At 56.6% G+C, this 21,837-nt stretch carries 16 protein-coding genes and 1 rRNA gene; 4 read left to right on the top strand and 13 right to left on the bottom strand.

From position 1 onward, the window contains the following. Positions 1-149: 149 nt before the first annotated feature. Positions 150-262, top strand: a 5S ribosomal RNA gene (gene rrf / locus KU887_RS00080). Positions 263-370: 108 nt separating this feature from the next. Here the strand turns inward: rrf and KU887_RS00075 are convergent. From KU887_RS00075 to KU887_RS00065, 3 genes are all read right to left on the bottom strand, one after another. Further along, positions 371-634, bottom strand: coding sequence for a PAAR domain-containing protein (locus KU887_RS00075; protein ID WP_059824642.1), 264 nt, complete (start codon positions 632-634; stop codon positions 371-373). Positions 635-787: 153 nt separating this feature from the next. Beyond that, complete coding sequence (locus KU887_RS00070) at positions 788-1,252, bottom strand: DUF6714 family protein (RefSeq protein WP_258251447.1); 465 nt, start codon at positions 1,250-1,252, stop codon at positions 788-790. Next, complete coding sequence (locus KU887_RS00065) at positions 1,249-2,412, bottom strand: RHS repeat-associated core domain-containing protein (protein WP_309138164.1); 1,164 nt, start codon at positions 2,410-2,412, stop codon at positions 1,249-1,251. Before KU887_RS00065 ends, KU887_RS00070 begins: the two co-directional genes overlap by 4 nt. A 181-nt stretch (positions 2,413-2,593) precedes the next feature. On the opposite strand from KU887_RS00065, the gene KU887_RS00060 reads away from it, so the two are divergent. After that, entirely contained in the window at positions 2,594-2,932 is a 339-nt protein-coding gene (locus KU887_RS00060; protein ID WP_258251444.1) for a hypothetical protein, read from the top strand. Positions 2,933-3,174: 242 nt separating this feature from the next. On the opposite strand, the gene KU887_RS34625 is transcribed toward KU887_RS00060, so the two are convergent. Together KU887_RS34625 and KU887_RS00055 are read right to left on the bottom strand one after the other, a co-directional pair. After that, positions 3,175-3,468: a very short patch repair endonuclease gene (locus KU887_RS34625; protein ID WP_375167901.1), complete on the bottom strand. Its 294-nt coding sequence runs from the start codon at positions 3,466-3,468 to the stop codon at positions 3,175-3,177. 55 nt (positions 3,469-3,523) lie between these two features. After that, the gene (locus tag KU887_RS00055) at positions 3,524-4,759 is read right to left on the bottom strand and encodes a DNA cytosine methyltransferase (protein WP_258251442.1); all 1,236 of its coding nucleotides are present in this window, start codon (positions 4,757-4,759) and stop codon (positions 3,524-3,526) included. Positions 4,760-5,171: 412 nt separating this feature from the next. Here KU887_RS00055 and KU887_RS00050 point away from each other — a divergent pair, with 412 nt between their 5' ends. After that, complete coding sequence (locus KU887_RS00050; RefSeq protein WP_258251439.1) at positions 5,172-5,927, top strand: hypothetical protein; 756 nt, start codon at positions 5,172-5,174, stop codon at positions 5,925-5,927. Between the two features lie 93 nt (positions 5,928-6,020). Here KU887_RS00050 and KU887_RS00045 read toward each other — a convergent pair whose 3' ends face one another. From KU887_RS00045 to KU887_RS00025, 5 genes are all read right to left on the bottom strand, one after another. After that, positions 6,021-8,129, bottom strand: coding sequence for an AIPR family protein (locus tag KU887_RS00045; protein ID WP_258251437.1), 2,109 nt, complete (start codon positions 8,127-8,129; stop codon positions 6,021-6,023). Further along, positions 8,119-9,096, bottom strand: coding sequence for a PD-(D/E)XK motif protein (locus KU887_RS00040; protein ID WP_258251434.1), 978 nt, complete (start codon positions 9,094-9,096; stop codon positions 8,119-8,121). The genes KU887_RS00045 and KU887_RS00040 overlap by 11 nt, the downstream gene beginning before the upstream one ends. Next, the gene (locus KU887_RS00035; protein ID WP_258251431.1) at positions 9,083-11,815 is read right to left on the bottom strand and encodes a Z1 domain-containing protein; all 2,733 of its coding nucleotides are present in this window, start codon (positions 11,813-11,815) and stop codon (positions 9,083-9,085) included. Before KU887_RS00035 ends, KU887_RS00040 begins: the two co-directional genes overlap by 14 nt. Continuing rightward, positions 11,815-13,263 (bottom strand): ATP-binding protein, encoded by a 1,449-nt coding sequence (locus KU887_RS00030; protein ID WP_258251430.1) that lies wholly within the window; start codon positions 13,261-13,263, stop codon positions 11,815-11,817. Before KU887_RS00030 ends, KU887_RS00035 begins: the two co-directional genes overlap by 1 nt. A gap of 796 nt (positions 13,264-14,059) precedes the next feature. Then, positions 14,060-15,613, bottom strand: a complete 1,554-nt coding sequence (locus tag KU887_RS00025; RefSeq protein ID WP_258251428.1) for a DNA cytosine methyltransferase — start codon at positions 15,611-15,613, stop codon at positions 14,060-14,062. A 52-nt stretch (positions 15,614-15,665) separates the two neighbouring features. Here KU887_RS00025 and KU887_RS00020 point away from each other — a divergent pair, with 52 nt between their 5' ends. After that, positions 15,666-16,139 (top strand): very short patch repair endonuclease, encoded by a 474-nt coding sequence (locus KU887_RS00020; RefSeq protein WP_258251426.1) that lies wholly within the window; start codon positions 15,666-15,668, stop codon positions 16,137-16,139. A 176-nt stretch (positions 16,140-16,315) separates the two neighbouring features. On the opposite strand, the gene gyrB is transcribed toward KU887_RS00020, so the two are convergent. The 3 genes from gyrB to dnaA form a co-directional block, all read right to left on the bottom strand. Then, a complete protein-coding gene (gyrB, locus tag KU887_RS00015; protein WP_258251423.1) occupies positions 16,316-18,790 on the bottom strand; it encodes a DNA topoisomerase (ATP-hydrolyzing) subunit B in 2,475 nt (824 codons plus the stop codon). Positions 18,791-18,982: 192 nt separating this feature from the next. Continuing rightward, positions 18,983-20,089, bottom strand: coding sequence for a DNA polymerase III subunit beta (gene dnaN, locus KU887_RS00010; protein ID WP_080331645.1), 1,107 nt, complete (start codon positions 20,087-20,089; stop codon positions 18,983-18,985). Between the two features lie 170 nt (positions 20,090-20,259). Continuing rightward, the gene (gene dnaA, locus KU887_RS00005) at positions 20,260-21,837 is read right to left on the bottom strand and encodes a chromosomal replication initiator protein DnaA (RefSeq protein ID WP_062911114.1); all 1,578 of its coding nucleotides are present in this window, start codon (positions 21,835-21,837) and stop codon (positions 20,260-20,262) included.

The raw sequence follows: 21,837 nt of genomic DNA, 5'->3' as shown, positions 1-21,837 counted from the left end.
AAGTCTGCCTTGTAGATCGGCGCCGTGCGCAAGCACTGGCCGCGATCCAGAGCGACAAGTTGGATTCTCGTGTGTGATACACACAACCTAAATTACTGCTTCTTCCCAGATTGGTTCTGTTGGCCACGCCAGCAGAACAACCCCCTTTGCCTGATGACCATAGCGAGTCGGTCCCACCCCTTCCCATCCCGAACAGGACCGTGAAACGACTCTACGCCGATGATAGTGCGGATTCCCGTGTGAAAGTAGGTAATCGTCAGGCTCCCCTCAAGCCAGAAACCCCCGCCCGAAAGGCGGGGGTTTTTGCATTTGTGCGGCGCGAAATGTGCGCGGAGCAGATAAGGCTCGATTTAATTAGAGCCAGATAGCATCACTCGCTTGCCAGGAATTCTTGTTGGCTGGCGATCAGCGAGGCGCCACATGCAGTCTTCATCCTGTCCAGCGCAACGGCGCGGCCTTCAATCGTGTACTGGCTGGAGCCCTGAACGATCGGGTAGGTACCTTGGCATTTCGGGCACAGGACCATATGGCCGACACCGGATGCCGGTCGACCGTTCAAGTTCGAAAGGCCGAAGCCGTCGAGCACTGTGCCACCGTGATCTGTTGTGTCGCCTTTGCGGATAATAGGTTTCATCGAAGAGCCTTGGGAAGTTGGACTATTTCGGTATTCTTACTAAGCTCACGGACTTCGGGCGGCGAGCTGCAGAGCGAGATCCCCGAGTGCACCACGTTGATTCAGATCGCTCAACTCGCCCCCCCAAATTCGGCTCCGATCGAAAAACGCTGATCAAAATATCTCACGCAGCAGGCTGGCAGCATCTGCAGCCAAGTCGGGATCTTGGTGCCGCCACTCGATTCGGCTCATCTCGTTTAGAAAATCAATGATGCAATTTCGCTGATCTTTTGCATATGTCTTCGAAATTTCATCGAGCCAGTCGCTCGCGCCACCTGTTGCTATTCGGTGCAGTTTGTAGACAAGAGAGTCGGGGATATTGTCCGCTTCGTCGTACTCATATGTTGCTATCTTCATGAACAACGGAAGAAAAAATGCAAACGCCTTCGGCTTCATAAAAGTGAGGCAAGCCGATTCATCACATTCATAGTCTTCTCTTAATTCCTTGAGCGTTATTTCGAAGCGCTTCTTTCCTCGAAAAAAATCGTCGACAGCACATGACTCGATTCCCGATCTGTCTGTGATCGGCTCTCCATTTGGGAAGGGATCGTTTGGAAACATTGAGAAATTCAAGCTCATTTTAGTAATCCCTCGCACTTCGCAACATTCGCCCAGGCTTCGAGTGCTTCGTTACGGTGGTTGGCGTCTCCACCCGCGAAGCATTTTTTGTTGATCAGGTCTCGCGCCATCGCACATTCCCGGTTGTTTTCGCGCATCTGCAGAACGGTCGGCTGGTCCATGTTAGCCTTACACGCTCTGGGGCGCTTGCATGCACGGTTGACCTCATCCTGGAGCCTGCGATGTTCGCCCGGGGAGCAATTGCCCGGCGGTTGTATTGTGTCTGCGATCGGACTGATTTTGTTCCCGGCTTTGTCCGATGATGCGGAAGACGCCATCCAGACAAACACGCCAATCCCCGCCAATGTGCCAACTGCGGCACCAATTATCGTACCGATTCCGGGAAAGACTGCCGTCCCTGCAGCGGCACCCATTTCAGCGCCAGCGGGAATCGACAGCAGGCCGATCGGATCGATTGCCATGGAGGGGCGGCTGTCGGCATAGGCGTATTTATTGGGGCCTGCGAGCAAACCGAGAGGATCCTGATTGATGTATCTGCCGGCTTCCGGATCGTAATAGCGATGACGGTTGTAGTACAACCCGGACTCTGCATCGTGATACTGACCCGGAAACCGAATCGGATTGTCGATTTTCGCGACAACTTGTTGGCCACACCGCCCGTAACCATCGAAGTCTGCAGCCCAGACGACTTCGCGCTCGTCGTCGACGAGTTCCTGTGGCGCGCCGAGATGATCGCTCAGATAGTGGTAGCACTTGCCATTCGCCAGTTGTGCCAGCGGTCCACGGTGATCAGGGTGTGGAACATAGGTAACGAGCGTGTCACCTCGTGTGCTCGTGCCGGCATGTACTTCCTGCAACATCCAATCGTTGTCCCATACGAACAACGTCATGCGCGATGCCTGCCCGGCCGGCGTGTGAATTTTGGCGATCCGGCGTCCCAAGGCGTCATAACGATATTTAGTACGGTCGCCATTGACGTGGTCGACACCAATCAGCTGATGAGCAGCATCATAACGATAGCGCGTGACATTCGATGGTAGAGCTGTCTCGCTCGGCTCGGAGGCATTGTGTCGTGGCAGAAGCCGCACAAGAATACCCGACGCCGCTTTGACGACAGGTTTGTCTGATATGACCTGTGCCGTACGTGATGCCCGGTTCACAATACGACGTGCTCGGGCATTTGATGCCCGCCCGGGTGTTCGTGCTCGTGGTGGTGGACGAGCCCGGCAAGGATGGGTTTCTCGTTCGGCGCTGCTACACGACCATTCACGATCCTTACTTGCAGGCGCTGCGGCTAGGGCCGCTCGACCCGATGACCGCTACTCCGGCAAGCAAGTCAGCTTGTTGACGAGCGATGCCGAGCTTGTTCGCTCGGTATCGGCATCTCGATTCAATCCGCCGCCGCCGTGGCTTGCTTGGTACGCGCTCGGGCCGTTGATATTCAACCTGCAGGGCGATGCGCAGTACTGGTATGAGAATGTGTGGGATAGGTATTGGGAGAGTCTGGGGCTGGCGGAACAGGACGTATTTATCCAACGTTGGCGTGCGTCTACCAACTTCTACTTGAGTGAAAAGGAATGGGCGGAGTGGCTTGAAGCGATTCGAACGAGGGATGCTCGCTATCGAAAGCGGATGGGCAATGAGCCCGAGGAGGCTGGTGGCGACGAGACCTCTAGCTAGCGGATCAGTCTCAACTTGATGTTCAGGGGTTTGGTTTCGGGTATGTGATTAGTGCTTTGCTCAAAAGGGTGGCCATCGAAGTGATCAATAGGGAGGACGATGCTTGGACTGAAAGCGGTCATTCTTCGCTCACTACCTGTCTAGCTTTAAGACGATCCAGAAGAGCAAGTAGCTGAGGGCACGCTCGATGTAAACCCGGTGCGTCGATCTTCTCTATCTCGCATTCCCACGCGGTTACGACTTCAAGACCCTAGCTGCTGAAGCGCAGCGACCTTAGCCATATCCCTCTGTCGGTTCGCGGAGATCTTTTCTTCCCAAAATTGGTTGTTCCGCTTGGGAGTGGTTGCTCGCTTGCAGCCCTGATGGCCATGCCAGAAGCAACCATTGACGAAGATTGCCCATCCCTCACGTCGATTGACCAAGTCCGGGCTGCCCGGCAATCCCGCAAAATTGCAACGATATCGCAGACCTAGGGACCAAAGCAGCTTGCGGAGTTTGACTTCGGGCTTGGTATGACGACGGCGTACCCTTTTCATTCGTTCCGACGTGATCTGATCGGTCGGTACTTGCATACGCACCATACGCTTGCAATTAGGCCATTTCTACGCTTTCTACCGCCAACTTCTTTGGTGCCTTTGGCGTAGCGATGATCGTGAAAGCTTCCATCTTCTTGAGGTGGGCAGCAATTGCCTCTTTGAATCCGGGCTTGAAGCGAAGCGTGCTTTCGCAGATGCGCTTGTAGAAACCGGCAGTAGCACGAAGTGAGAGAGGAGAACCCGAGTGGTTGAGAAAGTGCGCCAATGATTGACGTTCCTCGCTCACAGGCCAAGTACTGATCGGGACTTCATATCGCACCTTTCCATCGAACCAAGCGGCGGTCGGCCAAGATTTTCCCTCTACCAACGGTGTTCCCAGTCCGCCTTCGTAAGGGCGCTGAGTCGCAAGCTGTTCGCCAAGCCAGGTAGACACGGCGACGTTCACAGCATTGCCTATGAGCATCCACCGGCGGCGCTTGTTGAACACGTGTCCGCCATCATTGACGGTACCCTCAAAATCGGTCCAACCGTCAGGGAAGCCTTGGAGTCGTTCAGCATCGTTAGGAGACGGAGTGATGACGGACAGATCAGGGAGCAGAATCGCCGGTGGAGACGGTATGCCCATCGCCGAGCCTCCCTTCATGGTCGGAATGCAGTCCTCACCCCATCCGAGTCCCCTAGTACCTTCCGTCCAGTAGAAACCGTGTGCGGATTCCGTCAAACTCTTTTCCCCCTCGACCGGGGCGTAGTTCCCATGGAATAGTACTCGGCGCGGATCGCCGTCCAACGTCGCGAACACAAAGATACGGTTTCGGCGCTGTGGAAGACCGAACGCAAGCGCGTCGATCGTCCGGTATGCCCAGCGATAACCGAGCCCTTCCAAAGCGGAGAGAACCTCCGCCATGTACTCGCCCTTGTGCAGGTGTCGCCAGTTGGGGACATTTTCGATTAAGACGTTTGGGAAGGGGCGGCGGCGAAGCAGTTCAATTGTCTCGCGAATAAGGCTCGATCGTCCGCCAGCGAATCCCCGAGTCCGCCCCGCCTGTGAAAGGTCCGTACACGGGAAGCCTGCGGTCAAGAGGTTCGACGTGGGAGAGATGTTGGCCAGGACTTCGTCCGTTTGCTTGATATCTGAAACGATGGGCACGCCAGCGAACTGGTGCTGGAGCACCGTCGTTGCTTCGGGGTCGCACTCACAGAAAAGGGTGGTACGGTGGCCGCTCCGGTGAAGGCCAAGTTCCAGGCCACCAATGCCCCCAAAAATGGCAGTGATTTCTAGCGATGTGGGCATGCGTACTCCAGCAGGTTCAAGCAAACGTTGAATCGTAGCATGGGCATCAAGAAAACTCGAGTCCACCCAACGGCCAACAGAGCCTCCAAAAAGGGGCCAGTTTTCGTGCAGGGGCCAGCCTCAACCGGCAAGCCCACTAAATTACGAATGGTGTACTCGGCGGGGTAAGGTCACGTGGCGTCAAATTATGGGGAGTAGCAGGGGCGACTGAAAAACGGCGCTGCCTGCTAAGTGAGCTACACTTACGCCTTCATCGTTACGTGGTTTGCTTATAACAATGTACTGTCCCGGCATTCTGACAAGAACTCTTTCCACTCCCACGTTTGGCTCAGGAAAAGGCTTCGCTTACGGGAACAGTTGGCAATACCACTCCCGGTCGGACAGGCATTCCAAAGTGGCTTGCTGGGGCGCTATGCTCGACCTGTTGCTGTCGTGTCCGTTGCTCCGCAAGCACGTTCGAGAGGGTAAAGTTGGGTTGGGTATCAATCATGAGATGAGCGATTACCGAAACCATAAGAAGAAGAATTTGGATCTTGTACTCTGTCGCCACACCACCCAGGGATCGGCGGGGAGCTCCAAGAGCGGCAAGAAAGCTGCTGTAAATTTCGCTGAGCTTGTAGATAGCTACGACATTAAGTTGGCCCCTGCAGAGACGGATGCCTTGGTGGAACTTCCAGTGCTGCCGATCGCCAACGTCTCGTCCGTTCTTCTCGCAATTGAGGCAAAGGCAGCAATGACTGCTTTTTCGAAGGCGAGACCCCGACTCAAGGATGAATTGACCTCCAGCTTTCAGACGATACACGGGGACAGCGCACATGCTATCGCTGCCGGGCTGGTGTTGGTCAATACATCGAACGAGTTCATTTCACCAGATATTAACAAGTTCGATCTTTCGACACGGGCTCCTGATATCTCACGGCACGTTCAACCTAAGGATGCCCTGCTCGTCCTGCAGGGGCTGCGAGAACTGCAGCGGCGGTCCACTACCACCGATACCGGCTTCGATGGCATCGGCGTTATTTTGATCCAGTGCCGCAACGATGGTCGAACTCCGGTTTCTGTATCGCCGACGAGCAACATCATCCTGCCCGACACGGACGACTACCATTACAGCCGCTTCATCGAGCGCCTCGCGACGCTCTACTCGATGCGGTTTAATGGACTGTAATGGCTTGGTGGACGGAGCTTCGCTGACTTCCACCGTTCCTGACATGTGACCGGACTGCGCGTTCGTGCTTGCACCAGCACTCACGGGCCTTTATTACCCCACATGGCGGAACCCTTCATCCTCCGCCGACTTTTTGAGGGCCATCAATTTTCTCCAGTCCTTTTCGTGTTTTATCGCCAAGAACCCTTGGGTCGTGCTCGCCTTCAGGACGAGACTCATATCTGCTTGTGACAGGTGGCTTGTTTTTCGCGACCACGCGTGAAGTGCGCTCCAGTAACCTGCAACGGTCAAGCCAAGCAGCTTTTTTTGAAGCTCGATACCATCGTCGACCTGTCCTTGCTTCTTGGCCTCGATTTTTTTCTCCTGAAATGCTCCTTTCGCAATTGCAATTTTTCGGACACTTTCATCCCACGGGAAATGTAATGCAATAATGCTTTCCCAGCAGGCTTCCTTTTTGCACCATTCTCCGACGTTTTTCACGCCAGGTGGCGGAAGAAGAAGTGACGCTTGAATACTCGGCGCCAGCTGCTTGAGGCGGCTGGTGATTTCAGGACCAGCATCCTGATTGTTCCATATGCGTTCAAGATCGATCTCGCCACCGATCTTCCGCACGTCACGAAACAATTTCGCAATCGTGTAAGTGACGATGTTTGCACGATAACCACCCTCGTACCAATTTCCACGACCGGAATCGACGATGTCCTCCATCTTCTTCCAGATCAGGGCTACTGCAACCATCGATTTGAAATAGTTATCTCCGTAGTCTGGACTGATTCGTTCCCAATTTTCAGACTCGGTCACGTCAGCACTCTTGGCTGAGAATTTTCCGGCAAACTTCGAAAAGTTCTTCTGTGCACCAAGGCTGACCCAATATGGCTTTTCGTCCCAAGTGTTGGCATATTTCGCAAGATCTGTTTTGCCAATCAGTTGATTCGGAGGATATTCATTCTCGAAAGCTGATTTTTCTGATTTGCTGAGATACAGTCGCTCATTTTGGTATTGACCACGTGAACGTTCATAAAACCATTTGCTCTGAATACGCTGGCCGATCTTTGTGCGCGTGAGCAACCTCCGGGAAATTTCCTCCATCTTCCGATGAAAAGGATGATTCGCAAAGAAATCGGCTGCAGCTACCTTGTTCTGCGTATTCGCAAATTCCGCAATAGAGGGTATCAACTCTTGAGCTTTCGTCGGCCGCACACGTGTTAACTTCATTTGCACGGAAACTCCGTTCAAGCTCAATTTGTCCTTCTTGCGTGCACTTAAAATGCTCGCAGTCGTCTGTCCACCATTGACAATTTGGAGATCAGTGAGTCTCGTGATTATTGACTGTCCATGCATCAACTCAACCTGGACGTCGGATGCTGTTGCCGAAATCCCGTTGTTGTATGCGAAAAATAGATCTGGCTCGTCCTGAATCGTCGCACGAATCCCCTTATTAACGCCGCCTTTCATGCCAAGGAAAGAACGAACGTTACCTTCGAGAAGGCGGCTGCCATAGCGATCGAAGAGATCTGCTAGCTGATCGCCCTTGATCACACAAAGATACGAGCTTAAATCGTCGGCGTGGGCAGCCTCAAGACACGGTATACCGGTTCCTCCGAGTTCTTCGAGATCGATCTCAACTGCTTCCCGTTCACGGCTGGACTGGTAGATCGCGGACAGTCGCTGAAGATCCCAGATGTGACGTTCAAGCGGGATCCCGGCGACTTCACCCTGAAGTTCTTCTTTAAACCGACTGCTGAGCGTCAGATTCGTAAAAATGTGAAGACGGATTCGGTTAATCCTGCAGGCGTCGTTGCTCAGTTGCAGGGCAAATTCGTAGGCTGGATTGGCTTCTGCGATGCGCGCATAGAGATCATTTTCGATTGCCTCGCGCACGAAATTCTCCATCCATCCGGATAACTGCTCCACCGTGCTCTTGGACAGAGTGGACGGTGTAGAAGTGTCTTCCCACTTTCCAATGACGATACCGATGCTGCCGTCGGACTCATCAAATTGAGTAAACCCATGAAGCTTCAGTGTTTTGTTTTTGGGGCCGCTGCCCTGATACTCGACTTGTTCGAATTCGCCGAATGCAGGGTCCTCTTCGAGCCGTTCAGCCACCTCGTTGACGAAGGCCAACGTGTCGACAAGGTGATTTGCCTTGCTTCGGCGCGCCACCAACTGATTCAGCTCGTTGAGAAAATATTCAGGCTGCATCGAGTGTCTCCGGAATCTGGAATTGCACAATCGAGGAAAGCAATATCGAATAAGTCACGTCGACAATCGCGCTAGGCACGTCTGAACCGATAAGGCGCGGAAATTCGTCGCGAACGGCATAACGGCTGATTGCCATGAGGGTAAACGACACACCTAGGTAGTGATCGTGCTCCACATATCCAGCCTCGATCAGCTTGGATCGATAAGCGTTCAGCGCATCCGGGTGTTCCGCGAGTCGTTGTTCGATGCGGTTGGCCAGAACGGGGAGGCTGATCGCCCCGGACTCAGTGGGAGAGCTCTCGCGAAGCACGTACAGGTGAAGCTCAAGGGGAACTTCCGCATGTAATTGCTCTGCTGACGCGATGCTTACCTTTTCGGCCGAAGGCGAAACGGCCTTGATCTCCACCGCACGATTCGCAAACAGGAAGTCCTGGTCTGCGCCAGAGGGGCCAATCCAAGACATTAGGGGCATGGCTAGGTCTTCCGGATGCTGGACCATGAACGTTTCGAGCGCCAAAAGCTCGGCGATGAGGCCCTTAACCTGGAAGTTCTGGAGAAGCCCCGAGGTACCGTTCCGAAAAAGCCGCTTCCACAATAGCAGGCGCTCCCTGAACAATGAGACAAGGGCTGTTTCGGTGGCCACATGCGTCGCCGCGTCGACCAAGTCTTGGCAAAGTCGACCGAATACCTGCTCCAGCCCCGATGCCGACAGGCGCAATGCCATCACCCAGCTACCGCTCGCACGTAGTACGCGGATGTAGTTGAGTGCGCCTGTATTGGCATCGATGGCGGGCGGCCGCCAACTTACGCCCACAGCAAGCATCGCGGATCCGGTTGCATCAACTCCTGCATAGACTTCGAACGGATGATTTGGATCAATTCGAACGAGCCTGAATTCTCCTTCGGAGATCCGGTTTTCGGCTTCTTCCTGTCTGATCGCGCGCCAGAGAGTTTCAATCCGTGTCAAGGTCATCCTCCTCTTCGTCACCAAAGAGATCGCGCAGAGCTACCTTGTTCAGCCGATATACCACTTTTTCGCCTTTAGACAGCGGGTCGAAGTCCGGGAAGCTGAGGCTGATGGCGACCATTGGGGCAGAACCGACTTCCTCGATGCTCAACATCTTGTCAGAGTTCTTTCCGCTTGGCTCGGCGCACTCAATGAAGTGAATCGTGAGCAATGGCGTGGCGCGAAAGCGCCGGTACATGTATCCCGGCGTACTCTCACCTTTTTTCGCATCCTCAGTACGCTCTTCTTGCCAGGCGAGGTCTGCGTCTTCGCGCTGCGATTTCTCCATCCTTACACGTTCATCGCTTGTATCACCGACCCGCTGCTTGTTGAGCCTTAAGTAGGGAACCCCCTTCGCCGTTCGTTCGAACTGGCGCTTCCGGCACTGCACGGCTCCCGGAGCTCCGCCGGATACTGGCACCTTGATTCCCGGCACTGCCTTCCCTTGCCCTTGAGGTATGCAGACGTCCCAGTGATTCAGCTGCGCATAACTGTTCTTCTCAATGAAGCGAAATAGCGGTCGATCTCCTTCGTCGGCATCAGGCAGAAAGGGCATGTTCATGTTGCTGATATTGAGTTCTGAAAGAAAGGCGGCGATCCGCTCCTTCGAAACGTTCTTCCAGATGTACCGGTTTCCCGCCAGCTCCGCCTCGCCTTCGTCGCGCACAAAGATTGCAACCCGGTTCACATTCTGCTCATTCAGAAGCGAAGCTTTCGGAATGAAGGGGGTTTCCGCACCGAACGCGCTGAAGGATATCGAGTGGGCCACATCGCGGGCGCTCCGCATCTTGTTCTGGGCCGTCACGATCAGCGTGTCTGGATGGGACTTAACGCGAATGCCGAACTGTGAGGGCGGGAGCCGGTTGGCGCTCATGCGCTTGAAGTCTGTACGAAGCTCAGCGACAGCTCCCGCAATGTGCGCGTACCAATCTTGCGCCTCGGGGTCCATCCAGATGCGGAAGAGATCTTCGTATCCCTGTCGGTAGCCGAACCATCGGCCCATCTGCAGAAGGGTGTCGTAGGCTTTGGAATTTCGATAGAAATAGCTCACGCAAAGCCCCTCTAGGGTTAGCCCGCGCGATAGCGTCAGGCCGCCGATCGCAATTACACGTCGGCCCTTTTCGGTGTTCTTGTATTTGGAATAGTCGAGTTTTTCGTCCTGTGCGGATTTCTGGTTGATCGTGACAACCTTGATTGATGCAACTGCTTCGTATAACTTTTGCCGAATCTCGTCCCAAGTTAAACCGGCATCGGAGAACTCGCTCTGCCAGATGCATTCCAACTGCACTAGATCGGGATGATTGCGCCATGACCTGCTCAGCAGGAACTGGCGTATTTCCTCTTGGAGGTTCCAGAGATAATTGCGCACCACCGTCGCCACCCGGGCCTGCACGTCGGTAAAACGACTGACGTTGACCAACATGGAGCGGTGACGTAGCTCCTCCTCCCGAATGTCGCGAATTGCACAGCTCAGCAGGAAGGTTCGCACGGCATTCTTGAGGCTGTCCGGGAGTTCGTTGACCGGATGATCCTTCTTGTGGATATAGGGGAAGCTGGGTTCGGCATCATCAATGTTACGCAGCTGATGATAGTGTTTACCGTCCTCAAGAAAGATGCTGCCGGCACCGATGTAGTGTGACGGCGTATTCAGGCTGTAAATGAAATTGGAGGGAAAGAGGTCTGTTTCGTTGTCTGGATTGATAAAGACGTTCGCAAACGGCGTTGCCGTATAGGCGACATACGAAGAACAGGAAAATTTTTCGATAATACCCCGGATGAGGGCATTGATTGTCGCAGGTTCCTCTCCTTCCTTGCGCACATTCACAGACGCGTTATCTGCTTCATCGTCGACGACCAGTAACGGCAGCAGGTGCTTTGCATGACCCGACAACTTCAGTTGCGCTCCTAGCCACCCTGAAAGGTTTTCAAGAGGAGCCTTGTTCTTCTTCATTACGAACAGAATCGGCTCGCTGATATTAGAAAGCGGTATCCCCCCAAGAATCCTCGCGTTATTTGTCAGAAAATCGAAATCCACCGATGTAAGAACGTTCGCCGACTTATTTCGATAGATGCCGGCGCCAATAGCCTGCATGTCTCGGCTGTTGCCGAAGATATCGCGGCTGTCCCGACCCACGAACCCGGAGTCCAATCGTTCCTGTGTCTGGCGGCGCAGATCTTCAATCATGCCTGTCAACAAAACGATTACCCGATATCCTGCGTCGGCGGCCTTCGCTATCAGGCCGCTGTAGCTGGCGGTCTTTCCTGACTGGACATCGCCCATGACAAGCCCTCGGATGTCCCAAGATCCGGGCCATGCGGGATTGCCGCATTCGGTCAGAATGTTATCTGTGTCCTCGTCAAGAACCTGGACTACGTTCGGACTCCACCCATGCGAAGCAAGCAACCGCTTGTAGCTGTCCCAATAGTGCCATTCGATCGTACCTTTTGCGTCGGAAACCCACGGCGCATAGGTGCTTTGTCGGATGACCTCACCGACGGCCATTCGAATGCCAATTGTCGACTCAAGCTTGTTGCGTACGCGCTTGAGGCCCTCTTGGCCAAGACTGGTGTCCACCGTGGATAGAATACTCAAGACCTCCTCAAGCAGTACATCGGTCAACGGACGTCCGTTGATGATGCTCATCGCCATGCCGACGTGGTCAATCGAATAGTCATTCATCAGCCAAGTTCCTTGCGAAGGATGTCGTGGTATTGCGGGAATCTTCCAATGGGATCGAGCGCCATCACTGTTTCGATATTCAACTTCGTTACCTCCATTATCCTGCTCGCTAGCGTAAGGATCTCGGCCTGCTGGTCGGCCGTGTCGGCGGCCCGCTTGTCCGAGCACATATCCGAGTAGATGGATTCGAACGGCAGCGCAGCGGCAATCAACTCAAGAATCTGCTGCAGTGCTTTCTGCGAGCCCATATCCAGGTTATCGGATAAATTCCTGATAACTGGATGTTCGGAATTTAGTTGATATCGGAAGGTGCCATGTGACGGTTCTACTCTTTCCCAAAGAGGATAAAAGCCGCTCTGCAGCTTTTGCTTTCTCCCTGGGTATGTGATGGTCGTTCGGCTCGTGTTGGCGAAGTGAGGGATTAGGTCGCGTAGCCGGTTCCGGATGGTGTCAGGTGGGTAGGCGGCTGATTTTTTTATGTCAAGCGACCAGAGATGGTCGAGGGAATTCGGGATATCTACCTGCACTCGAGTCAGTTTGAAGAACTCCTCCTTCGGTACCAACCGGAACCACGTGCCCCAGATCACTAATCGTCGATTCCGGTAGACGTAGAAGCCTTGGTTGCTGCGAAGCCCTTCTCGCCCTCCAGCAATGTTGATTTGATCAACGGTCAAATGGCTCATGTGCGGAAGAACATATGGCTGCACCGTGATCAGCTCACGCTCAATCCAAATTTCTTGCCCTTCCAACGGTTGCGTAAAGCTATTGTCCTTAAGAAAGGGATCCAAGGGCTTCAGTTTAAGGCCGTTTACGCTAATTTCGACAGCTTGTGACGACCCTTCTTTCCGCGCGAACCGATGGAACACAAATGAGAGATGACTATAGAGATCGGACATGCGGCTTTTCATCTCTTCTGCCGGATTGGCCGACCCTGACATGAGCCTGTCAAGAGATTGCCAGACCACGAGCGTTCCACTTTTCCCGGATATAAGCTGCTCGTACATCGGGAGCCGCTGCTGTTCGGTGCTCGAAGGAACGACGACTACCCAGCGATTCTCTGCTTGCACGAAATCAAGATCCCAGCATCGAGCATGTATATTGTCGCCCTGCTTGCTGACGACAGTCAGCTTGCGACACTGTGCCAGCGATGCAGTTTTCAGGCCTAGTCCAAATCGACCAAGATCCTGCGACGATCTGGTCTCCGCAGGATTGCGGCTTCCATGTCGCATTGCATTTGTCAGCTCTGCCGCATCCATGCCATGGCCATCGTCAAGAATGGCGACGAACGGTTCTTGCGACGCGTCGTATTCGATACGGACCGTCGATGCATTAGCAGAAATGCTGTTGTCGACAAGATCCGCAACCGCGGTTTCTGCTGTATACCCGATCGCGCGCATTGATTCGATAAGACTTGCCGGATCCGGAAGTACCTCTAGTGTTTCAGTCAAGATTGATGACCTCGAGTAAACAAATACAAACAGCAACCGGAATGGTGAGGGCTCGCTACTTCATGCCGCGAATAACTTTGGACATGCCGAACGGCTCCGAGCCATGAGCGACACTGATAACTCACCTGGACGGGGCGGATCATCGAGATAGCGTGCCGACTAAGGAGCACGGAAAGCGAGCCGAATCTGACGGCCGGCGGCCAGTTCGGAAGCAAGCTATGTTTCATCGTAGTTGCCCGAGGCATTCCGGTGGCGCTCGCCATGACAGGTGCCAATCGGCATGAATTAATGGCGTTCTAGCGGACGATTTATGCAATCGCGGCCGTGGTGATCCGGAATGGGCAGTCGCACAACCGACAGGCAAGCTGCACGCGGACGAGTAGATGACTTCAGCCGTGGAGCATGAGCGCACGCATCGCTCGACCAGGCGCGGAGTGCAAGGAACGATGGTACGAGTCCCGATAGGTGACCGAACGCATCCATGCGCAGTTTGCCTGCTTTGGCAAATTGCGCGTCCGTTTCAAACGTTGGTCGGATATTCATTTTGCTGGGCTTTTGCTCGGGGGCTGCCATCGGCTGCCTCTCGCTTCCTCGACAAATTGTTTTTACGACGCAAATTCAGGATCTGGTCAAACTTCTGCTTGCAGCGAGATTTGGTGGCCCACCAGTCAGATGCAAACGGTAATATATACCGAACAGATATATCCGTGAAATTTTTTGGAACGAAAGAGCGAAAATTTTTTAGAGCTTTTGACGCATCTTCATACAAGCAAGTTGTTGCTGCGCGCAACAGCACTCAGATAGGCTGCGCCATACGAATGAATTGTGCGACTAGCGAAGCGATCTTGCTCGCCAGCAGCGGAGGAACAGCGTTGCCGACTTGGTGATACTGCTGAGTACGGTTACCCTCGAAAAAGTAATTGTCGGGAAAAGTTTGCAGCCTCGCAGCCTCGCGCACCGTCAAGCTACGGCACTGCAGAGGGTCATAGTGGATGAAGTAGTGGCCGTCCTTGGAAATGTGGCTCGTGATTGTGGTTGAAGGGCGGTTAGCCATTTGAACGCGAAAGCGGTCAGAAAAATTACCAGTCTCCCAGTTTTTGTGCTCGGGCCGCAGCATGTCAAGATCGAAATCGGCATGCCCCTTGGGAGACGTCCCCAGCACCTCGGCAAACGCTGCGGCATACAGATAACGCCCGAGGTCGCTACGCATGTGACCGCGTGCTTCATGATTGAGCCAGCAGCCAGCTAACCGCTCGTCTGGCAACCATTCATCCAAGGCTCGCACGCCGGTACGTCCATCATATCTGACAGCATCGTCAACATATCGTAGCCCCCCGGCGTGTTCGGACCGCAGGTCGGAATTGGCGATCCCGTTCAGGATCGGCTGGAGTGGACTACGTGCCTGCCTAGCCAGATTGGCTGCATACCAATGAACAGCCGCTTGCCAGTTTTTCGGGCTATCCGCTTCCTTGCTAAGCCGGCTGCGCAGCGGGGGCAGGCGACCTATCACTTGGCCAACGCCCACCTCTCCGGCAACTGGCGTCAATATTGGATGCGGTACATCGCGATGAAAGTCCTCGCGAATACCCAGCAGGATGACGCGGTGGCGCGCCTGCGGGATACCAAACTGTTCGGCGCGGATAATGTAGTCAGCTGGATTGATGGCCGAAGGATCATCACCGGAGTGAAACTCGGTATCGCAGACCAGCGAGCAGATTCGATAGCGCAAATCATGCTCGTGCAAGCCGAGCGCCTCGCCGGGGGCGGACAGATCGCGCAGGATCGAATGAAAGATCTGCTCGTCGCCAACCTTGGCGGACAGGATGCCCTTCACGTTCTCCATCACGAACACTGCCGGCTGGTAGCGCCCAATAATATTCAGGTATTCACGATACAAGAAGTGGCGATGATCGTTCTCCGGACGGTATTCCTGAATACCTCTGTTGCGTGCGCGCCCAACTAGCGAGTAGGCTTGGCAGGGCGGCCCGCCGATCAGCACCCACGGCTGTGCCGGGCCCAATCGACTCCGATCCAGTATTTTGTAAAGCTGGCTGTTGCCATCGCTGCTACCCAACTCGATGACTTGAGCCTCGGCGTTGGCGTAATTCCACGCATGTTTGCTGCCCTCGCTTACGGGCGAGTTACGTTGCCCACGACAATAGGCAAAGTAGTCTTGTAGTTGTTCCGGCTGATGGCGCCTTAGGTAACGGTAAAAGGCGCGTAGACGAAGCGTCTCCCGAGCTACCGAATCCTTTTCGGCAGATACAACGATGTCGAAATCACCATCGTGACTGGCGAAGCCCTCGCCCAAACCCCCGGGGCCCGCAAAAAGATCGACAACAAGGGTCATTGGATTACGGTAAAGTTTTCAAGATCGCCAGGATACCAGGATCGACAGTGCAATGACAGACGTGGTCGACAAGCAAACCCGCTCTCGCATGATGGGTAACATCCGGGGCACAAATACACGACCGGAAATCGCGGTGCGGCGTGCTCTTCATGCAGCCGGGCTTCGCTACCGGCTGCATATTCCTAACCTTCCGGGCAAGCCGGACATTGTGTTGCGGCGGCACAAACTGTGCATCTTCGTTCACGGATGCTTCTGGCATCGCCATGTGGGCTGCAAATTCACCACAACACCTGGCACGCGCGCAGAGTTCTGGCAGGAAAAATTCAAGCAGAATGTCCTGAGAGATCGGGCTGCTATAGAGTCGCTGCAACAACAGGGATGGCGTGTGTTCATCCTGTGGGAATGCGGCATCAGAAAACGGTCGCTAGACTGGCTACCAGCCGCAGTCATCAGCAAAGTTGAGTGGCTTGAATGGCCGCTTCTCATCAAGCTTGACGCAGCAGGGGAACCACAGTCTAACCGTTGACTACCTGCAGGAAATCGCCTCCACAACGACGGATAAGCGATCCGTCGTTGTGGCTCGGATTAGGGGCCCAGCGAGCGACGGGACACCCACCGAATACCTTCGGTAAGTTCCTTGGTCGTGATGTTCGGCAGTAGGCCAGTCGCACTTACCCTAGCGCCCTACGGGTGCTCAACTGATTAAACATCGATATTCCCCGCCCGCAACGCATTGCTCTCAATAAACGCCCGCCGCGGCTCCACATCATCCCCCATGAGGGTAGTAAAGATCCCGTCCGCAGCAATCGCGTCTTCGATCTGCACACGCAGCAACCGCCGCACTGCCGGATCCATCGTCGTTTCCCACAGCTGCTCGGGGTTCATCTCGCCGAGCCCCTTATAGCGTTGCTTGGAGACGTTGCGTTCAGCATCCGCCAGTAACCACTTCATCGCGCTCTTGAAGTCCGCCACGGCCATGCTGCGCTCACCGCGCTTGATGACCGCACCTTCCCCAATCAGCCCCTTGAACGTATTCGCTGTCGTCACGAGCTGCTGATAATCCGCCGTGTGCTGGAATTCCTGGTCGATGACCGAAACGCGTACGTTGCCGTGATGTGTACGCTCGACATGCAGCGCCCGCTGTTCGCGAACCGGATCATACGAAGGCACAACCCGGACTTCGTTCTTTAGCGCTTCATCATGCAACGCAGCGTGCAGCGCCTTAGCCGAAGCCTCGGTCGACTCTTCGTTGGAAAGATCGATCACCACGCCATCCATGACCGCTTCCAGCGCAGCCGGGTCATACAACCGGCTCAACCGCTCGATCACGCTCTGCGACAGCAGATACGACCGCGCCAGCTCCCCAAGCGCATCACCCGAAATCGCCGCCGCATTCTCACCCGGCACCAGCTCCGACCCTTGCAGCGCCAACCGCAGCATATGCGCGTTCAGCTCCACGTCATCCTTCAGATACCGTTCGTCCTTGCCCGCCTTGATCTTGTAAAGCGGCGGCTGCGCGATATACACGTACCCGCGCTCGATCATGTCCGGCATCTGGCGATACAGGAACGTGAGCAGCAGCGTCCGGATGTGCGCACCGTCGACGTCCGCGTCGGTCATGATGATGATGCGGTGATAGCGCAGCTTGTCGAGGTTGTAGTCTTCCTTGCCGATCCCGCACCCAAGCGCGGTCACGAGCGTGACGATCTGTTCCGACGACAGCAGCTTGTCGTAGCGTGCCTTCTCGACGTTCAGCACCTTGCCGCGCAGCGGCAGGATCGCCTGGAACTTCCGATCACGCCCTTGCTTGGCCGACCCACCTGCCGAGTCACCCTCGACGATGTAGATTTCGCACTTCGCCGGGTCTTTCTCCTGGCAGTCCGCGAGCTTGCCCGGCAGGCCAACGCCATCGAGCACGCCCTTACGGCGCGTCATCTCACGCGCCTTCCGCGCAGCATCACGCGCCCGCGCAGCCTCAACGATCTTCCCGCAGATGATCTTCGCGTCGATCGGCGTTTCCAGCAGGAATTCTTCCAGAGCCTTCGCCACAACTTCCTCAACCGGCGCACGCACTTCGGACGACACCAGCTTGTCCTTCGTCTGCGAGCTGAACTTCGGCTCCGGCACCTTCACGGAGAGCACGCACGACAGCCCTTCGCGCATGTCGTCGCCGGTCGTCTCGACCTTCGCCTTCTTCGCGATTTCGTTGTCGGTGATGTACTTGTTGATGACGCGCGTCATCGCGGCCCGCAGGCCGGTCAGGTGCGTGCCGCCGTCGCGCTGCGGAATGTTGTTCGTGAAGCACAGCACGTTCTCGTTGTAGCTGTCGTTCCACTGCATCGCGACTTCGACGCCCACGCCGTCCTTCTCGCCGTTGGCGAAGAACACCGTCGGGTGCAGCGTGCTCTTCGTCTTGTTGATGAACTCGACGAAGCCCTTCACCCCGCCGGCGAACGCGAAATCGTCTTCCTTGCCCGAGCGCAGGTCGGTGAGGCGAATCCGCACGCCGTTGTTCAGGAACGAAAGCTCGCGCATCCGCTTCGCGAGGATGTCGTAGTGATACTCGACCGTGCCGAAAATGGTCGGATCGGCCATGAAGTGCACTTCGGTGCCGCGGTTCTCGGTGTCGCCGGTCACGAGCATCGGCGACACTTCGACGCCATCCACCACCTCGATCACGCGATCCTGCGCGACGCCGCGGTGGAACTCCATGAAACGCTTCTTGCCGTCGCGGCGCACGGTGAGGCGCAGCCAGCTCGACAACGCGTTCACGCACGACACGCCCACGCCGTGCAGGCCGCCGGACACCTTGTAGCTGTTCTGGTCGAACTTGCCGCCGGCGTGCAGCTCGGTCATCACGATCTCGGCGGCGCTGCGCTTCGGCTCGTGCTTGTCGTTCATCTTCACGTCGGTCGGAATCCCGCGGCCGTTGTCGGTCACGGAAATCGAGTTGTCGGCGTGAATCGTCACGTGGATATCGTTGCAGTACCCGGCCAACGCTTCGTCGATCGAGTTGTCGAGCACCTCGAACACGAGCTGGTGCAGACCGGTGCCGTCCGACGTGTCGCCGATGTACATCCCGGGGCGCTTGCGCACCGCTTCCAGACCTTCGAGGATCTGGATCGACGAAGCGCCGTAGCTGCTGTTATCGGGTTGCGAATTGTGCTGTTCACTCATGGATATCTTCCGGTTCTGCGGGGCCACTCTCGTGGCGGCGCGGTGCGTTTCAGCGAGGGAAATCGCCGGCCGCTCCAGTTTCCTGGCCCGCCCCAGGTGCCGAAAAGGCACTAAAAGGGCGGGTTGTCGGTTCGCCATAAAAACGCCAAAGGGGCTTGCCGCCCCCTGGTGTGTGTCGCGATGTTGAGCGCGTCAGATGCGCATCGGCATCACGACATACTTGAACTCGTCGTTCTCGGGCACGGTGATCAGCGCGCTCGAGCTGGCGTCGCCGAGGCTCACCTGCACGGTGTCGACCTTCAGGTTCGCGAGCACGTCGAGCAGATACGTGACGTTGAAGCCGATGTCGACGGTATCGCCCTGGTAGGCGATTTCGAGTTCTTCCTGCGCCTCTTCCTGATCGGCGTTGGTCGACATGATCTTCAGTTGGCCCGGCGCGACGATGCAGCGCACGCCCTTGAACTTGTCCGAGGTCAGGATCGCCGCGCGCTGCAGCGAACGCTGCAGTTCTTCACGGCCGATCTCGAACGTGTTCTTGTGCGCCTTCGGGATCACGCGCTGGAAGTCGGGGAACTTGCCCTCGACGAGTTTCGACACGAGCTCGACCTGGCCGAACGTGAACTTGGCCTGGGTTTGCGCGATGTCGATGGTGACGGTGTCGTCGATGTCCTCGAGCAGGCGCTGCAGCTCGAGAATCGTCTTGCGCGGCACGATGACTTCCTGGCGGCCGAACGTGCCGCCTTCGAGCTTCATCGACGAGAACGCGAGGCGGTGGCCGTCGGTGGCCACGGCCATCAGCTGGTCGCCGTCGACGACGAGCAGCATGCCGTTCAGGTAGTAGCGGATGTCCTGCTGCGCCATCGCGAAGTGCACCATGCCGAGCAACTGGCGGAACGACTTCTGCGGGACGGTGAGCGTGGCGCCGAAATCCTTCGCCTGCGCGACGGTCGGGAACTCGTCGGCCGCCAGCGTCTGCAGCGCGAAGCGGCTCTTGCCCGATTGGACGGTGAGGCGCTTGTCGGCGAGCGACAGCGTGACCTGGCCGTCAGGCATCGCACGCAGGATGTCGAGCAGCTTGCGGGCCGCGACGGTGGTCGCGACCTGGTCGCCGCCGACGCCGAAATCGGCGCGCGTGGTGATCTGCAGCTCCAGGTCGGTCGACAGGAATGAAACGTCCGGGCCGTTCTTGGTGATCAGCAGGTTGGCGAGGATCGGCAACGTATGGCGGCGTTCGACGATGCCGCTGACCGTTTGCAGCGGCCTGAGGAGGGTGTCTCGTTCGGTCTTGACCAGTTGCATAGAGTTCCTTCGTTGAGTAACGGCCTGCAGCGCAGCAGCCACGCAGCGCCCCGCCGGCCGGGCTCTTGGCCCGCCACCACCGGGGCGGTCAAACCAGTATTGTGCCTCAAAACCGAACCGCCCCCCTTAAATTGGGGCGGAGGCCGAATTATCAAGCGCGGCGCGCGCGCTCAGCCCTTCAGCGTCTGTTCCAGCACGTGCAGCTCGTGGTTGAGCTGCGCGTCCTTGCTGCGCTCGTCGGCGATCTTGCGCACCGCGTGCAGCACGGTGGTGTGATCGCGCCCGCCGAACAGCTCGCCGATTTCCGGCAGGCTCTTCTGCGTGAGTTCCTTCGCCAGGTACATCGCAATCTGCCGCGGCCGCGCGATGTTCGCGGGGCGTTTCTTCGAATACATGTCCGCGACCTTGATGTTGTAGAAGTCGGCGACGGTCTTCTGGATGTTCTCGACCGAAATCTGCCGGTTCTGCACGGTCAGCAGGTCCTTCAGCGCTTCCTTGGTCAGCTCGATCGAGATCTCGCGGCCGTGGAACTTCGAATACGCGAGGATCTTGCGCAGCGCGCCTTCGAGCTCGCGCACGTTCGAGCGCAGGTGCTTCGCGACGAAGAACGCGACGTCTTCCGACAGGTTCACGCCTTCCGACTGCGCCTTGCGCATCAGGATCGCGACGCGCATTTCCAGCTCGGGCGGCTCGATCGCGACGGTCAGGCCCGAATCGAAGCGCGAGATCAGGCGATCGTCGATGCCCGAGATTTCCTTCGGATACGTGTCGCTGGTGATGATCACCTGCGCCTTGTTCGCGACCAGCGCCTCGAACGCGTAGAAGAATTCCTCTTGCGTGCGCGACTTGCCGGAGAAGAACTGGATATCGTCGATCAGCAGCAGGTCGAGCGAATGGTAGTAGCGCTTGAAGTCGTCGAACGCCTTGCGCTGGTACGCCTTCACGACGTCGGAGACGTACTGCTCCGCGTGGATGTAGCGGATTCGCGCGCCGGCCTTGTCGAGCAGCAGCTGGTTGCCGATCGCGTGGATCAGGTGGGTCTTGCCGAGGCCGACGCCGCCATACAGGAACAGCGGGTTGTACGAGATGCCCGGGTTGTCCGCGACCTGGATCGCGGCGGCGCGCGCGAGCTGGTTCGCTTTACCGGTCACGAAGTTGTCGAACGTGAGCACCGGGTTCAGCTTCGAGCGTTCGTACATCGAATCGGCTTCGCCGCCGTTGGCGGGCGTGGCGCCCGGGCCCGGACGCCACGTGCGGCGGCCGGCCGCCGCTTCGTGCGCGGGCAGGCTCGGCAGGTCGATGTCGGCGTCGTCGGCGTTCAAATGGTGCGCGGCGGCGGCCGACGGCGTCATCGGCACGTCGGCCGGCGCGGCGGGCGCAGCGGAAGCATTCGCGGTCAGGTTGGCGGCGATCGCGGCGACCGTCGCGGCGGGGCCGTTCGGGGCCAGCGGCGCGCGCGGGGCGGCCGGTGCGGCGCCGGCGGGCGCGCTGCGCATGCCGGCCTTCGGATCGAGGACGAACTGGACTTCGATCGGCGTGTTCCAGAATTCGCGGGCCAGATCGGCGATCCGGCCCGAAAACTGGCTCTTGACCCAGTCCAGCTTGAAGCGGTTCGGCGCGGCGATGGACAGCGTGTTCGCCGACGCATCGAAGGCCACCGGGGCCAAGGGTTTGATCCACGTCACGTACTGCTGGGGCGTCAGCTCGCGCTCCAGCAGTGCGGAACAGTGTTGCCAGAAATCGTTCAT

This window comes from Burkholderia sp. EMB26 (genome assembly GCF_024730645.1).
Classification (GTDB): Bacteria; Pseudomonadota; Gammaproteobacteria; order Burkholderiales; family Burkholderiaceae; genus Burkholderia; species Burkholderia cenocepacia.
This window is presented reverse-complemented; position numbering and strand designations above follow the sequence as displayed.

Coding starts and splice junctions, on each gene's coding strand:
- KU887_RS00075 (WP_059824642.1), bottom strand. CDS start 634: ATGAAACCTATTATCCGCAAAGGCGACACAACAGATCACGGTGGCACA.
- KU887_RS00070 (WP_258251447.1), bottom strand. CDS start 1,252: ATGAGCTTGAATTTCTCAATGTTTCCAAACGATCCCTTCCCAAATGGA.
- KU887_RS34625 (WP_375167901.1), bottom strand. CDS start 3,468: ATGAAAAGGGTACGCCGTCGTCATACCAAGCCCGAAGTCAAACTCCGC.
- KU887_RS00055 (WP_258251442.1), bottom strand. CDS start 4,759: ATGCCCACATCGCTAGAAATCACTGCCATTTTTGGGGGCATTGGTGGC.
- KU887_RS00050 (WP_258251439.1), top strand. CDS start 5,172: ATGCTCGACCTGTTGCTGTCGTGTCCGTTGCTCCGCAAGCACGTTCGA.
- KU887_RS00045 (WP_258251437.1), bottom strand. CDS start 8,129: ATGCAGCCTGAATATTTTCTCAACGAGCTGAATCAGTTGGTGGCGCGC.
- KU887_RS00035 (WP_258251431.1), bottom strand. CDS start 11,815: ATGAATGACTATTCGATTGACCACGTCGGCATGGCGATGAGCATCATC.
- KU887_RS00025 (WP_258251428.1), bottom strand. CDS start 15,613: ATGACCCTTGTTGTCGATCTTTTTGCGGGCCCCGGGGGTTTGGGCGAG.
- KU887_RS00020 (WP_258251426.1), top strand. CDS start 15,666: ATGACAGACGTGGTCGACAAGCAAACCCGCTCTCGCATGATGGGTAAC.
- gyrB (WP_258251423.1), bottom strand. CDS start 18,790: ATGAGTGAACAGCACAATTCGCAACCCGATAACAGCAGCTACGGCGCT.
- dnaN (WP_080331645.1), bottom strand. CDS start 20,089: ATGCAACTGGTCAAGACCGAACGAGACACCCTCCTCAGGCCGCTGCAA.
- dnaA (WP_062911114.1), bottom strand. CDS start 21,837: ATGAACGATTTCTGGCAACACTGTTCCGCACTGCTGGAGCGCGAGCTG.